The sequence below is a fragment of the Paenibacillus flagellatus genome (assembly GCF_003217775.1).
Classification (GTDB): domain Bacteria; phylum Bacillota; class Bacilli; order Paenibacillales; family NBRC-103111; genus Paenibacillus_AB; species Paenibacillus_AB flagellatus.
This window is the reverse complement of the sequence record NZ_QJVJ01000005.1, coordinates 265,054-277,432: the sequence shown is the minus strand read 5'-3', so window position 1 is coordinate 277,432 and position 12,379 is coordinate 265,054. Positions and strand designations below refer to the sequence as shown.

The window sequence follows — 12,379 nt, the reverse complement described above, 5'->3', positions numbered from 1 at the left end:
TACCCTGCGTCGAATACGGGGAAAGGAGCCGGGGAACGATGGATGTCGATTTGTCGAAGGTCGTCATCGCGCCGATTCGGGAAAGCCAGCACTTGGAGGCGAAACGGCTGGTGCTGGAAGGGCTGAAGGAACATTTCGGGTTTCTCGACGAATCCTTGAATCCGGATTTGGACGATATTGCGCAAAGTTACGCGGATAAAGGACACGTTTTCCTGACCGGCTCGGTCGACGACCGGGTCGTATGCTGCGGCGCCTTGGTCGAGGCGGACGAAGCAACGGGACGCATCGTGCGGATGTCCGTCGGGAAGCCGTACCGCAGAAACGGCTTGGCAAGCCGGTTGATCGACGCGCTGGAACGGAAGGCGAAGGAGCGCGGCTATACGTCGGTCATGCTCAAAACGATTCACGACTGGTCGGACGCCGTCGGGTTTTACGAGAGCAAGGGGTATGCGGTCGTCGGACGCGAAGGCCGGAGCGTGAAGATGGCGAAACGGCTGACGTAACGGGCGTATCGCGGCATACGATAACGGCCGGGCGACGAAAGCGAGCCGGCTCCGTCGCGGCGGAGTCGGCTCGTTCGCATGCTGATCGATCATTCGGCGGACGATTCGTCCGCTCCCGTTTCTTGAGGGTGCGGATGACGGTGCGGCTTGTCGTCCTTCCGTTCCTTCCAATCCTTCCGGTTCACGAGCGTTTTCAAATGGTCCGGCAGCTTTTGCTTGATCCGGTCCGCTTTTTCTTGCGGCCATTTGCCCGCTTTGACCGCTTCGTCGATTTTTTGCGTCCGGATGGCGACCAGCTTGTCGATCAGGTCGTCCTCGCGGATGCCTTTCGCTTTGGCGATTTCGGCCAAGCTTTTGCCTTCCTTCAGCTGCTTTTTCAGCTCGTCCTTGTCGATGCCGATCACGGCGGCGGCGTCCTCGAACAGGAAAAAGCGTTTATGCCGCTTGATCTCGCCGCGCTCGCCTGCGGACGGATCGGCGCCCGGCGAGCTCCGCTGCGCCTCCGGGGCGGCCGGCTCGGACGGTGCGGCTTGCGCGTACGCTTCGGGCGCGGATAAAGCGATCGTCCCCGACACGCCGAGGACGACGGCGCCGAGCGCAAGACGTTTCAGCGCATGACGGCCGTTCATGGAACATCACCTTCCTTTTCGTATTCGTTCCCGGGTAGTTTGTTCCAAAGATTGGTCGATCATACGCGTCGGCGGCAAGCACCGCCCTTGCCGGGCGGCGAAGCCGTACCGGTTAAAACGCCATCCGGTACAGCGGCATGACCCGCTCGAACGTCCGTTTGACCGTTTCGGCCAGCTTGTCCGGGTCGGAGAGGAGCGGATCGTCGCGCTCGATGCGGATGCCGCACAGCGCCTCGGCTTTTTTCACGCGCTTCAGCTTGTCGATCAGGGCGGCGAAGCCTTCGTCGCCAAGCTCGTCCTGCGGCGTCGATTCGGGCTGCATATGGTCGGTCGACCAGCGGAAGTGGCCGGGAATGTCGCGGCGCACTTCGTCGAGCTTGCGCTCGAGATGGCGGGCGAACGTTTCCTTCTGACCGCTTTCGTAGATGAGGGCGAATTGCACGAACAGGTGGGTCGACCATAGCCCGACCTGGAAATGGGGGTGGGCTTTGTACCCCTTCTTGCTGTTCGCCCACGCCACCCACGTATCTTGGGGCGGGTTGATCGTCCGGCGGGCGTGCTTCGCGACGTGCGCGAACATCGGCTCTCCGCACAGGACGGACAAATAAGGCTCGAGCTCGGCGCCGAGCGCCGTCAGCTTCGGACGGACGCGCTCGATCAGCGCCTCCATGCGCGGCGCGAGGCCGGGAATGGCGAATACGTCGAAATCGGATGCGTCGAATGTCGGAAAGGTCATCGTAATCCTCCTGCGTGTCTTGTAGCCGTCTCGCCAAATCGTACACCAGAACGGAGGCCGGGCGCAAACGGGATCGATCGGCTCCTTCGGCTTACCGTTTCAAATAAAAGATGGCGATCTGGGTCCGGTCGCGCAAGCCGAGCTTGCCCAATATTTCCGTTATGTAGTTTTTTACCGTGCCTTCGCTCAAGAACAGCTCTTGGGCGATTTCTTTATTCGACAGCCCTTCCGCGATTTTCTCCACGATTTGCCGCTCGGAGGCGGTCAAGCCGTAATCGGCGAGTCGTTTGTCGGCCGTTTCTGCGGGGGCCGAAGCGGGGTGGAGGAAGACGGTCAGCTTTTTGGCGATGTCGGGATGAATGAGCACGCTGCCGCGGCGGACGGTTTTGATCCCTTCGACGATGCGGTCGGGCGGAATGTTTTTGAGCAGATAGCCGCCGGCGCCGTTTTTGAGCGCCTCGATGATGTACTCGTCGTCGTCGAACGTCGTCAGGATGAGGATGGCGACGTCGGGCCGGGCCGCCTTGATCCGTTTCGTCCCTTCCACGCCGTCGCACACCGGCATGCGGATGTCCATCAGGACGACGTTCACCGATTCGCGCTCCGCGACGAACCGGACCGCTTCCTCTCCGTTCGTGCAGACGCCTTCCACCGTAATGTCCGGATCGAGCTCCACGATCATTTTCAAGCTTTCGCGTATAAACGGATCGTCGTCGACGATCAACAGCCGGATGTCGCTCATGACAGTTTCCCCCTCGGTTCGTTAACGTTCGTCCGGCTTGCGGTGTCTCGGGATGGCGGTGGTGACCGCGAATTCCGGACCCAGCTCGAAGGCGAGCGAGCCGCCGAGCAGCGCGACCCGTTCCTCCATGCCGCTCAAGCCGAGCCCCCTGCGGGCGATCGACTCGGGCACGGCCCCGTTGTTCGACACGGTCATGACCACCTGCCGCTCCCCGTACGAAATCCGGATGCGGAACGCGTCGGCGCCGCCGTGACGGATCGCGTTCGTCACCGCCTCCTGCGCGTTGCGATACAGGACGATCTCCTCGCTCGGATAGAGCGGGTAAGGCATCCCTTCGGTGGCGAAGTCGAGCCGGATGCCGTTTTGCTTGCCCAAATCTTCGATCAGGGCGGCCAGCGAATACGGGTGCTCCGCCTCGCGCGGCTTCATGTTGCGGACGGTGCTTCGCAATATGTCCATGCTGTCGGTCAGCTGGTCGCGCACTTGCCGGACGAGCTCGAACCCTTTGTCCGGCTGGCCGGGAATAACCGCACAGGCGGCGTCCATCATCATTTTAAGCCGGACGAGCTTATGGCCGAGCTCGTCGTGAATGTCGCGGGCGATCCGGTTCCGCTCTTCGACCTGCGCCAGATGCTCGACTTTGGCGGCATAATCGGCCAGCCGGTTGCGCGCTTCCTCGAGCTCGTAATGTTTGCGGCGCAGCGCGTCGTTGTACGATTCGGCCCGGATCATGCCGGACGAAGCGGCGCGCAGCGCGTACAAGGCGGCCGCCCAGGCGACGAGCGCCAGATTGAGCGCAAGCCGGACGGACGGCGTCGCGGACGAGGCCGAAACGTTCACGGCGGCGAGCAGCACGGCCGCCGGCGCAAAGGCGGCGAACCGGCTCCGTGCCTCGACGACGGCCAGCAGCGGGGAGAACAGCATCGCGTGGGCGATGCCGCCGTACGTCCAGCATATCCAGAAGGCGAGGCCGATCTCGCCTCCCAACGCGATCGCCCGAACCGGACGGCCGCGCAGCTTGTCGCCGATCTGGACGAGCCAGACGAGCGCCAGCGCGTACAGCGTATACAGCGAATAAGAACGAATGTCCGACAGGAACAGCCCGGACACGGCGGGAACGATGACGAGCAAGTAGCGGGTCGCGCGGAGCGGCGCAGGCACAAGCATTCCTCCGGAATTCAGCTTCCCCTCCATTATACTCGCCGTCGCAGGGAGGTCCATCGGAAATTTGGTGACTTTCGTCATGTCGTCGGGATGACTTATTCTACCTGCTACGACGGCCGGGGCGCGTTACAATGAAATCAATCGAAACCGTCGAAGACGCGAAGGAGGAAGGGTCGGAATGGATTACGTGCAAGCGAAAGATGTGGTCAAACGATACGGCAGCCAGCTGTCGGTCGACCATTTGAGCTTCGGGATTCGCGAAGGGGAAGTATACGGGCTGCTCGGACCGAACGGCGCCGGCAAAAGCACGACGATCAAAATGATGTGCGGGCTGCTCAAGCCGGATTCCGGCGACATTACGATCGGAGGCTTGTCGGTTCGATCGCATCCGCTCGAGGTGAAGAAGCGGATCGGCGTCGTGCCGCAGGATTTGGCCATCTACGAAGATTTGACCGCACGGGAAAACGTGACGTTTTTCGCCAAGCTGTACGGGCTGAGGGGCAAGGAGCTGGAAAGCCGCGTGGACGAAGCGCTCGGCTTCGTCGGACTGCTCGACCGGCAAAAGGATAAGCCGGGCGCCTATTCCGGCGGCATGAAGCGGAGGCTGAACATCGCCTGCGCCATCACGCACCGCCCGAGCTTGATCATCATGGACGAACCGACGGTCGGCATCGATCCGCAGTCGAGGAATCATATTTTGGAATCGGTTCGGACGCTGAACCGGTCCGGCTCGACGATCATTTATACGACCCACTATATGGAAGAAGTCGAAGCGATCGGCACGCGCATAGGCATCATGGATCACGGCCGTTTGATCGCAAGCGGCACGAAGGAGGAGCTGGTCCGCCAGCTGGCGCGCGAGGAGAAGCTCGTCATCCGGACGGACGGCGCGAAATTGTCCGCGATCGAAGAGCTGCGCGAGCATCGAATGGTGCAGCGCGTAGACGTCGAGGGGGACGAACTGACCGTCTATTTGCCGTCGTCGTCCTCGTATTTGCAAGACATTTTGTTCATCCTGTCGAAGCACGAAGTATCGATTCAGACGCTGACCCGGGTGGAGCCGGATTTGGAAACGGTGTTCCTGTCGTTGACCGGCCGTACGCTGCGGGATTGAGGAGGGGAGTGACAGCATGCGCTTGTGGACCGTAATGAGGACGGAAATCGTCCGGATGACCCGAACCCGCGCGTTTTATTTCGTCTTGTTTCTTCTCCCGTTCACGCTCATCCTGATCCTCGGCAACGCGCTGGAGGATGCGTTCAGTCAAGAGGACCGAACGATCGAGCCGGCGCGGGTGTCGGTCGTGCTGGCCGACGGTGGCGCGCTTGCGTCCGGTATCCGTTCGTTCCTGGATAACAAGGACATGGCCCGGTATGTCACGCCGGCCTACGTCGGAACGCGAGAGGAGGCGGAAGCGTCGGTGCGGGCGGGTGACGCCGATTTCGGTCTCGTCGTGCCGGCAGGCTTCAGCGAGTCGGTGCTGCAAGGGAAGCCCGCCGAATGGGAAATGATGCACGGCCGCGACCGGCTCAAAAACATGACCGCGGAAAACGCGCTCGGCGCGTTCGTCCGCCAGACGAATGCGATGCAGGCGATCCGGATCGCGATGGGCGGGGGCCCGACCGCGTCCGCGGGGATGACGGGAACCGCGCCGGCAGGCGATACCCCCGTTCGCATCGGAAGCTTGAACAAGGAGGCGAAGTCCGTATCCGCCCTCCAATATTACGCGGCGGCGGAGCTGATCATGTTCCTTCTGTACGCCGGGATGCTCGCGGCGAACAGCTTGGCGAGAGAGAAGGCCGGCCATACGCTGGAGCGGCTCGCCGCGATGCCCGTATCGTCCTCGACCGTCATCGCCGGCAAAATGCTCGGTCAAGGGCTGCTCGCCCTTTTGCAGGCTGCCGTCATTATCGGCGGCACGGCTTGGCTGTACGGAGTCGATTGGGGGAACCGTTGGGGACTGCTCGCGCTCGTCGTCGTCATCGCCGTGATCGCGTCGATGAGCATGGCGCTGCTCGTCTCGCTGCTCGTCAAGTCCGGCCGGGCGGCGATCGCCGCGTTCCAGACGGTCATTATCGTCATGACGCTGCTGAGCGGCGGCTTTACGCAGATTCACGGGTTTCTCGAGCGTGCCGGTCATTTCACGTTCAGCTACTGGGCGACGGATAGCGTCATGCGCATCATGACGGGCTCCGAGCTAGAACCGCTGCTGGGCGGCATCGGCATCATGGCCGCCATCGGGGCGACGCTGCTGGCCGTCTCGATCGGCGTATTCCGGAAGGTGGGGTATCGATGAACAGTGTTCCTATCGCATTGAATTTGATCCGCCGCACGCTCGGCACCAAGAAAGGCATATTGCTCTTCCTGCTCGTTCCGTCGATCGTCGTGGCGCTCGTCATCGGTCTTCTCGGGCATTCGTCCGACGAGCGGCCGACGGTCGCGTACTTCGACGGGGACCGGGAAGGGATGGGCGCCCATATCGCCGACGGAATCGCGAAGGCGGGGACGTTCGAGCTGGCGCCGGCGGACAGCGCGGAATCGGCAAGAGCGGCGGTACGCGACCGGAAGGCGACGGCCGCCGTCATCGTTCCCGAGTCGTTCGGCGAGAGGTCGATGCGCGGCGAGACGCCCGAGGTCGAGCTGATCCAGCGCAGAATGGACGAAACGACGTTCGTCCTGAAGCTTCGGCTCGAGCAGTCGGTCCGCGACGTCGCCCAGGCGGCGGGATACGCGAAAGCGTCGGGACTCGCGGGGACGGAGCTGAAGCAGGCGATCGAGCGCATCGTGCGCCAGCAGGAGAAGGAGCAGGTGAGCGTCAAGAAAACGGATTTCAACTTGTCCGTCAATCCGGCCGTCGCGACGGCGACCGGCATGCTGTTCCTGTTCATGCTCGGCCTCGTCAACAATTCGGTGTCGGCCGTCGTGGACGATCGGGAGAATAAAACGATGTCCCGCATGTATACGGCGCCGGTCCGGGCGATCGAAATCGCCTTCGGCAATTTCGCCGGCAGCTTCGCCGTCGGAACGCTGCAGACGATCATCGTTCTGCTGTTCTCGCGGTACGTGCTCCGGTTCGATTACGGGGTCGGATTTTGGGCGCACTTCCTCGTCATCGAATGTTTCCTGCTGGCCGCCATGGGCATCGGCTGCGCCATCGCGGGGATGGTCAAAAACCCGAACCATCTGAGCTCGATCAACTCGCTCGTCGTCGTGCCGACCTGCATGCTCGGGGGCTGCTTCTGGCCGGTCGAGATTACGCCGGACTTCATGCAGAAGCTGTCGCTCGTCGTGCCGCAGCGATGGGCGATCGACGCGCTGCAGCGGCTTGCCGCCGGCGAGACGATCGCGGCCGTTTCGTTGAACTTGGCGATACTCGGCTTGTTCGCGGTCGTTCTGCTCGGCTTCGGCGCCATCGTCCTGAAGCCGAACGAACAATCGTAAGCGCAGCGGCGCCGCCCGTTTCGCCCCGCTTTCGCCCCTTCGGGGCGGGCGGGGCTTTTGCCGTTCGCAGCCCCGCCGCGCCGTCGGACGGTCGTCCCGCCGGGGCGGGCCTGTTTCGTTTTCCGCCCGTCCGGCTTAAAAAATAATCAATAATCCAAGTTGCTAAAACATATGATCCATAATAAGATAGTAGTAAGCAAACGAAGTTGTCTGAACATTCTGTCAAAACTTACCTAAACCGAAACGGGTACGGAATCGCGGCGCACGGCGCGCCTCCGCGGCCGCAGGCGGACGCAATACGACGAACATGCGGCCGGGAACGCCGAGAAGTTGTTGGTCGAGCAAGGGTGTTCCATCGTTACTAGGGAGGGGATTGCCGTGAATAAAAGTTACGAAGTGGAATATTGCAACCTGGAGTTGCGTTTTGACCGCCGGCAAATCCGCAACTTCATCAAGTCGCTCATCCAGGAAGGCTACTCCTTGTATTGGAACGAAAACGAACAGCAGTTCGTCATTTCGATCCGCACCGGCCGCAAATTGATCAAGCTGAAGTTTCAACGGATCGGAGACCGCTACAAAATCGTCGGCGACTACTCGTTCAAGGACGAGAAGCTGTCCGAGCTGATGGAGAAAATGATCGGGGATACGCGCGGGCACGCCATCGTGAAGCGGTTCCGCGAACGTCAAATCGTGATCGAAAACATTATGTTCGGCGAAATTATCCGCATGGTGGAAATATCCGGGGTCGAGCACAAGGTGCTGTTTCAAAAGGAGCCCGTCGTGACGCTGGACGAAATGATCCAGGCGTTCAAATCGAAGCGGGCGGAGGAGCGCGCGGCGGTGCTGCGGCTCGAGCTCGATTACGAGCTTGCCGTGCTCCACGAAGCGATGCAAGCGGGCGACGCGGAGAAGACGGCGGCCTGCAAAGAACGGTTGAAAGGGATGCGCAGCGAGATGCTGCAGCTGGAAATGTGAGCATGAACGATAACGATACGAGGTAGCGGCCGTCAGCTCGGCCCCGGAGGCGGGGGAGCGGACGGCCTTTTTGCTTGCGCCGGAAGCGGCCGGCGAACGCCTTTCGGATTGCGCCGGATCCCTTCCGAGCCGACGCCGCTATGTCGGCCGAGAACGAGGACGGCCGCGCCGATTCGTTCTTGTTAACGTGTGCATGATGTGCTATGATCAAGGCGACAAGAGCGCATGGTTACGAAGTGCGGTTCTGACGAAACGCTTGAGGTGGTAGGATGACCGTTACGATCAAAGACATCGCGAGGATGGCGGGCGTGTCGCATACGACCGTATCGCGGGCGTTGAACGACAGCCCGCTGATCCACGAGGAGACGAAGCGGAAAATACGGGCGATCGCCGAACGTCTCGACTATACGCCCAATTACAGCGCGAAAAGCTTGGTGCTGTCGCGATCGTATCATATCGGCCTGTTTTTTTCGACGCTGTCGACGGGGACGTCTTCCAACTTTTTCCAACAGACGGTCAAGGGCGTCCACGGCGCGATCCATTCCGCGTATCATCTGATCGTGAATGCGATCGACGATTACGAAGGCAACTTCTCGGCGGTTACGCGCAAAACGTTCGACGGCGTCATCGTCATGAGCCAGAGCGACCGCGACGAAGCGTTCATCCGTTACGTTCACGACAAGGGGATTCCGCTCGTCGTGCTGAACCGGAATGCCGAACGGCTGTCGCCGGTCAACGTGCTCGCCGACGACAGGGCGGGCGTTTACCGTATCGTCGAGCATATGATCCGGCAAGGGCACCGGACGATCGCCATCATCGAAGGGAAGCAGACGTTCAAGTCGTCGCAGGCGAGGAAGGACGGGTACCTCGAAGCGCTCGGCCGGTACGGCATCGCGGCGGACGCCCGCTATCAGGCGGTCGGCGGCTATACGCTCGAGGGGGGCTACCGGGCGATGAAGGAGCTGCTGCGGACGTCGCCGCTGCCAACCGCCGTCTTCTGCTCGAGCGACGAGATGGCGGTCGGGGCGATGAAGGCGATTGCCGAGCACGGGCTCACCGTGCCGGGCGATATTTCCGTCGGCGGCTTCGACGACGACGTCTTTTCCGCGTTTTTGTCGCCGGCGCTGACGACGGTGAAGCGGCCCGTCGAGACGATCAGCCGGATCGGCGCGGAGAAGCTGCTGCGCGACATCGAGCGCGGCTCGCCTGCGAAGGAGACGGTGTACGTCGATACCGAGCTCGTCATACGCGATTCGGTGCGGAACCTATAGGCAAGCGGGCCCGGCACGAACGTGTCCGGACATGGAAACGAGGACAAGGAGGCCATCCCAAAGATGAGCATATTGCGAACGCTGCTGGACGACATTCCGATTCCGCAAATGGTGCGGATTCGCCAAAAATTCGACGCCGCGAAAGTCGACGACTACGCCGGCGCGCTGCGCGCCGAGCTGGCCAAGCCGGGCGCGATCGACGCGATCAAGCCGGGGCAGCGGGTCGCCGTCGCCGTCGGCAGCCGCGGCGTGGCGCACATCGCCGATTTCACGCGCGTGACGATCGACGCGATCAAGGAGGCCGGCGCCGAGCCGTTCATCGTGCCGTGCATGGGCAGCCACGGCGGCGCCACGGCGGAAGGGCAGCGCGACGTGCTGCACCATCTCGGCGTCACCGAGGAAGCGATGGGCGCCCCGATCTTGTCGTCGATGGACGTCGTCCAAATCGACAAAATGCCGAACGGCTTGCCGGTCTACGTCGACAAGTACGCCTACGAGGCCGACGCCATCGTCGTCATCAACCGGGTGAAGCCGCATACCGCCTTCCGCGGACGCATCGAAAGCGGCATCATGAAAATGATCGCCATCGGGCTCGGCAAGCAGAAGGGCGCCGAGGCGTGCCACCAGCTCGGCTTCAAATATATGGCCGAGAACGTGCCCGCGATGGCGAACATCATGCTGAACAAGCTGCCGATCGTCTTCGGCGTCGCCCTCGTCGAGAACGCTTACGACGAGACGTGCCGCGTCGAGGTGCTCCCCGCGGCCGATATCGAGAAGCGGGAGGAGCAGCTGCTCGAGGAAGCGAAGTCGCGCCTGCCGAAGCTGCTGTTCGACCAAATCGACGTGCTCGTCATCGACTACATCGGCAAAAACATTAGCGGCGACGGGATGGACCCGAACGTGACGGGACGTTACCCGACGCCCTACGCCCACGGCGGGCCGGACGTGTCCAAGATGGTCGTCCTCGACTTGACGCCCGAATCGAAGGGCAACGCGAACGGCGTCGGCACGGCCGACTTCACGACACAGCGCCTTGCGGACAAAACCGACTGGCCCGGCACGTACGCGAACGGCCTCACCTCGACCGTCTGCGCGCCGACGAAGCAGGCGACGACGCTCGAAAACGACTTGTACGCGATCAAGGCCGCGGTCAAAACGTGCAACATTCTCGATTATACGACGTGCCGGCTCGTCCGCATCCGCGACACGCTGCATCTCGGCGAAATCGAAATTTCCGTGAACATGCTGGAGGAAGCGCGCCGGCATCCGGATATCGAAGTGTTGACGGAGCCGTACGATTGGACGTTCGACGACGAGGGGTATTTGCCGAAATGACCGACATCGCCAACCGTACGAAACGATACGTCATCGCCGCCGATCTCGGCACGACGAGCGCGAAAACGCTCGTCATCGACCGGGACGGACGGGTGCTCGCCTCCCGTTCGATCGAATATCCGCTCCATACGCCTACGCCGGACCGGGCCGAGCAGGACCCGCTCGAACTATTCGCGGCCGTCGTGCGCGGCATCCGCGAAGTCGCGGCGAAGGCCGGCATCGCCGCCTCCGACGTGCTGTGCGTCTCGTTCAGCTCGGCGATGCACAGCCTGATCGCCGTCGACCGCGAGCTGAACCCGCTCACCCCTTGCATCACGTGGGCGGACAACCGGGGCGCCGAGCTCGTCGGCCCGCTTAAAGCCGAGCGGAACGGGCTCGGCATCTACCGGAACACCGGCACGCCGATCCATCCGATGTCGCCGCTGCTCAAGCTGATGTGGCTGAACCGGCACGAGCCGGAGCTGGTCGCCCGTACGTACAAGTTTATCGGCATCAAGGAGTTCGTCTTCGCCAAGCTGTTCGGCACGTTCGTCGTCGACCATTCGATCGCGAGCGCCACCGGCCTGTTCAATCTGCGCAAGCTCGCCTGGGACGACGAGGCGCTCGACGTCGCCGGCGTGACGCGGGAGCAGCTCTCCGAGCCGGTGCCGACGACGCACGTCGTACAGGGGCTGTCCCCGCAGTACGCTGCGGAACTGGGGCTCGCGGCCGACACGCCGTTCGTCGTCGGCGCTTCCGACGGCGTGCTGGCGAACCTCGGCGTCGGCGCCTTCGAGCCAGGCGTCTACGCCGTCACGATCGGCACGAGCGGCGCGGTGCGGGGCGCCGTGAGCGAGCCGTTGACCGACCCGCAAGGCCGTCTGTTTTGCTATGCGCTGAAGGAACATTTCTGGGTCGTCGGGGGCTCGATCAACAACGGCGGCATCATGTTCCGCTGGGTGCGCGACCAGCTGGCCACGCTGGAAGCCGAGGAAGGACGCCGCCGCGGGATGGATCCGTACGACTACTTGACCGGACTGGCGGCCGAGATCGCTCCCGGCTCGGACGGTCTCCTGTTCCTGCCGCTGCTGGCCGGCGAACGGGCGCCGTACTGGAACGCCAACGCCCGCGGCGTATTTTTCGGACTGTCGCTGTTTCACGAGAAGAAGCATATGATCCGATCCGTGCTCGAAGGAGTCGTCTACCGGATCCATTCCGTCGCGACGGCGCTCGAGGAGCTCGGCGGCAAGACGAACGAAATCCGCGCGTCCGGCGGCTTCGCCCGCTCGCCGTTCTGGCGCCAGATGATGGCGGACGTGCTGAATACGCCGGTGACGGTGCCGGATTCGATCGAAAGCTCCGGACTCGGCGCGGCGCTGCTCGGCTTGCTCGCGATGGGCGAAATTCGCGACTTTTCGTCCGTGCACGACTGGGTGCGCTCCACCGTGCGCCATGAGCCGAACGGAAGCAACCATGCCGTTTACAAGGAGCTGACGGCGATCTACAGCGCCGTCTACCACCAATTGAAGGACCAGTTCGACGCGATCGCGGCGTTTCAAAAACAGCACGTCGGGGGACGCCAGCCATAACCGCCGTTCGGCGATAA

General features: G+C 62.5%; 12 protein-coding genes. 8 read left to right on the top strand and 4 right to left on the bottom strand.

Going from position 1 to position 12,379, the window contains the following annotated elements:
* Positions 1-38: 38 nt before the first annotated feature.
* Positions 39-503, top strand: a complete 465-nt coding sequence (locus DLM86_RS13375; RefSeq protein ID WP_158289459.1) for a GNAT family N-acetyltransferase — start codon at positions 39-41, stop codon at positions 501-503.
* Positions 504-592: 89 nt separating this feature from the next.
* Here the strand turns inward: DLM86_RS13375 and DLM86_RS13370 are convergent, their stop codons facing one another.
* The 4 genes from DLM86_RS13370 to DLM86_RS13355 all read right to left on the bottom strand — a co-directional run bounded on the left by DLM86_RS13370 (position 593) and on the right by DLM86_RS13355 (position 3,771).
* Complete coding sequence (locus DLM86_RS13370) at positions 593-1,132, bottom strand: hypothetical protein (protein ID WP_110840511.1); 540 nt, start codon at positions 1,130-1,132, stop codon at positions 593-595.
* A gap of 112 nt (positions 1,133-1,244) precedes the next feature.
* Entirely contained in the window at positions 1,245-1,868 is a 624-nt protein-coding gene (locus tag DLM86_RS13365) for a YktB family protein (protein WP_110840510.1), read from the bottom strand.
* Positions 1,869-1,959: 91 nt separating this feature from the next.
* Positions 1,960-2,610, bottom strand: a complete 651-nt coding sequence (locus DLM86_RS13360; protein ID WP_110840509.1) for a response regulator — start codon at positions 2,608-2,610, stop codon at positions 1,960-1,962.
* A gap of 21 nt (positions 2,611-2,631) precedes the next feature.
* Positions 2,632-3,771 carry a sensor histidine kinase gene (locus DLM86_RS13355; protein ID WP_158289458.1) on the bottom strand — a complete coding sequence of 380 codons (1,140 nt, stop codon included), beginning with the start codon at positions 3,769-3,771 and terminating at the stop codon, positions 2,632-2,634.
* Between the two features lie 181 nt (positions 3,772-3,952).
* On the opposite strand from DLM86_RS13355, the gene DLM86_RS13350 reads away from it, so the two are divergent.
* The 7 genes from DLM86_RS13350 to DLM86_RS13320 all read left to right on the top strand — a co-directional run bounded on the left by DLM86_RS13350 (position 3,953) and on the right by DLM86_RS13320 (position 12,362).
* Entirely contained in the window at positions 3,953-4,888 is a 936-nt protein-coding gene (locus DLM86_RS13350) for an ABC transporter ATP-binding protein (RefSeq protein ID WP_110840507.1), read from the top strand.
* 16 nt (positions 4,889-4,904) lie between these two features.
* The gene (locus DLM86_RS13345) at positions 4,905-6,068 is read left to right on the top strand and encodes an ABC transporter permease (RefSeq protein WP_110840506.1); all 1,164 of its coding nucleotides are present in this window, start codon (positions 4,905-4,907) and stop codon (positions 6,066-6,068) included.
* Positions 6,065-7,213, top strand: a complete 1,149-nt coding sequence (locus DLM86_RS13340; RefSeq protein WP_110840505.1) for an ABC transporter permease — start codon at positions 6,065-6,067, stop codon at positions 7,211-7,213. The genes DLM86_RS13345 and DLM86_RS13340 overlap by 4 nt, the downstream gene beginning before the upstream one ends.
* A gap of 378 nt (positions 7,214-7,591) precedes the next feature.
* Positions 7,592-8,188: a hypothetical protein gene (locus DLM86_RS13335; RefSeq protein ID WP_110840504.1), complete on the top strand. Its 597-nt coding sequence runs from the start codon at positions 7,592-7,594 to the stop codon at positions 8,186-8,188.
* A gap of 269 nt (positions 8,189-8,457) precedes the next feature.
* On the top strand, positions 8,458-9,459 hold the full coding sequence (locus DLM86_RS13330) for a LacI family DNA-binding transcriptional regulator (protein ID WP_110840503.1): 1,002 nt from the start codon (positions 8,458-8,460) through the stop codon (positions 9,457-9,459).
* A 63-nt stretch (positions 9,460-9,522) separates the two neighbouring features.
* Complete coding sequence (locus DLM86_RS13325) at positions 9,523-10,794, top strand: nickel pincer cofactor-dependent isomerase, group 22 (RefSeq protein ID WP_110840502.1); 1,272 nt, start codon at positions 9,523-9,525, stop codon at positions 10,792-10,794.
* On the top strand, positions 10,791-12,362 hold the full coding sequence (locus DLM86_RS13320) for a gluconokinase (RefSeq protein ID WP_211326523.1): 1,572 nt from the start codon (positions 10,791-10,793) through the stop codon (positions 12,360-12,362). The genes DLM86_RS13325 and DLM86_RS13320 overlap by 4 nt, the downstream gene beginning before the upstream one ends.
* The last annotated feature ends 17 nt before the right edge of the window (positions 12,363-12,379 follow it).

Excerpts from the sequence above, each read along its gene's own strand:
- DLM86_RS13375 (WP_158289459.1), top strand. The coding sequence starts at position 39 with ATGGATGTCGATTTGTCGAAGGTCGTCATCGCGCCGATTCGGGAAAGC.
- DLM86_RS13370 (WP_110840511.1), bottom strand. The coding sequence starts at position 1,132 with ATGAACGGCCGTCATGCGCTGAAACGTCTTGCGCTCGGCGCCGTCGTC.
- DLM86_RS13365 (WP_110840510.1), bottom strand. The coding sequence starts at position 1,868 with ATGACCTTTCCGACATTCGACGCATCCGATTTCGACGTATTCGCCATT.
- DLM86_RS13360 (WP_110840509.1), bottom strand. The coding sequence starts at position 2,610 with ATGAGCGACATCCGGCTGTTGATCGTCGACGACGATCCGTTTATACGC.
- DLM86_RS13350 (WP_110840507.1), top strand. The coding sequence starts at position 3,953 with ATGGATTACGTGCAAGCGAAAGATGTGGTCAAACGATACGGCAGCCAG.
- DLM86_RS13345 (WP_110840506.1), top strand. The coding sequence starts at position 4,905 with ATGCGCTTGTGGACCGTAATGAGGACGGAAATCGTCCGGATGACCCGA.
- DLM86_RS13340 (WP_110840505.1), top strand. The coding sequence starts at position 6,065 with ATGAACAGTGTTCCTATCGCATTGAATTTGATCCGCCGCACGCTCGGC.
- DLM86_RS13330 (WP_110840503.1), top strand. The coding sequence starts at position 8,458 with ATGACCGTTACGATCAAAGACATCGCGAGGATGGCGGGCGTGTCGCAT.
- DLM86_RS13325 (WP_110840502.1), top strand. The coding sequence starts at position 9,523 with ATGAGCATATTGCGAACGCTGCTGGACGACATTCCGATTCCGCAAATG.
- DLM86_RS13320 (WP_211326523.1), top strand. The coding sequence starts at position 10,791 with ATGACCGACATCGCCAACCGTACGAAACGATACGTCATCGCCGCCGAT.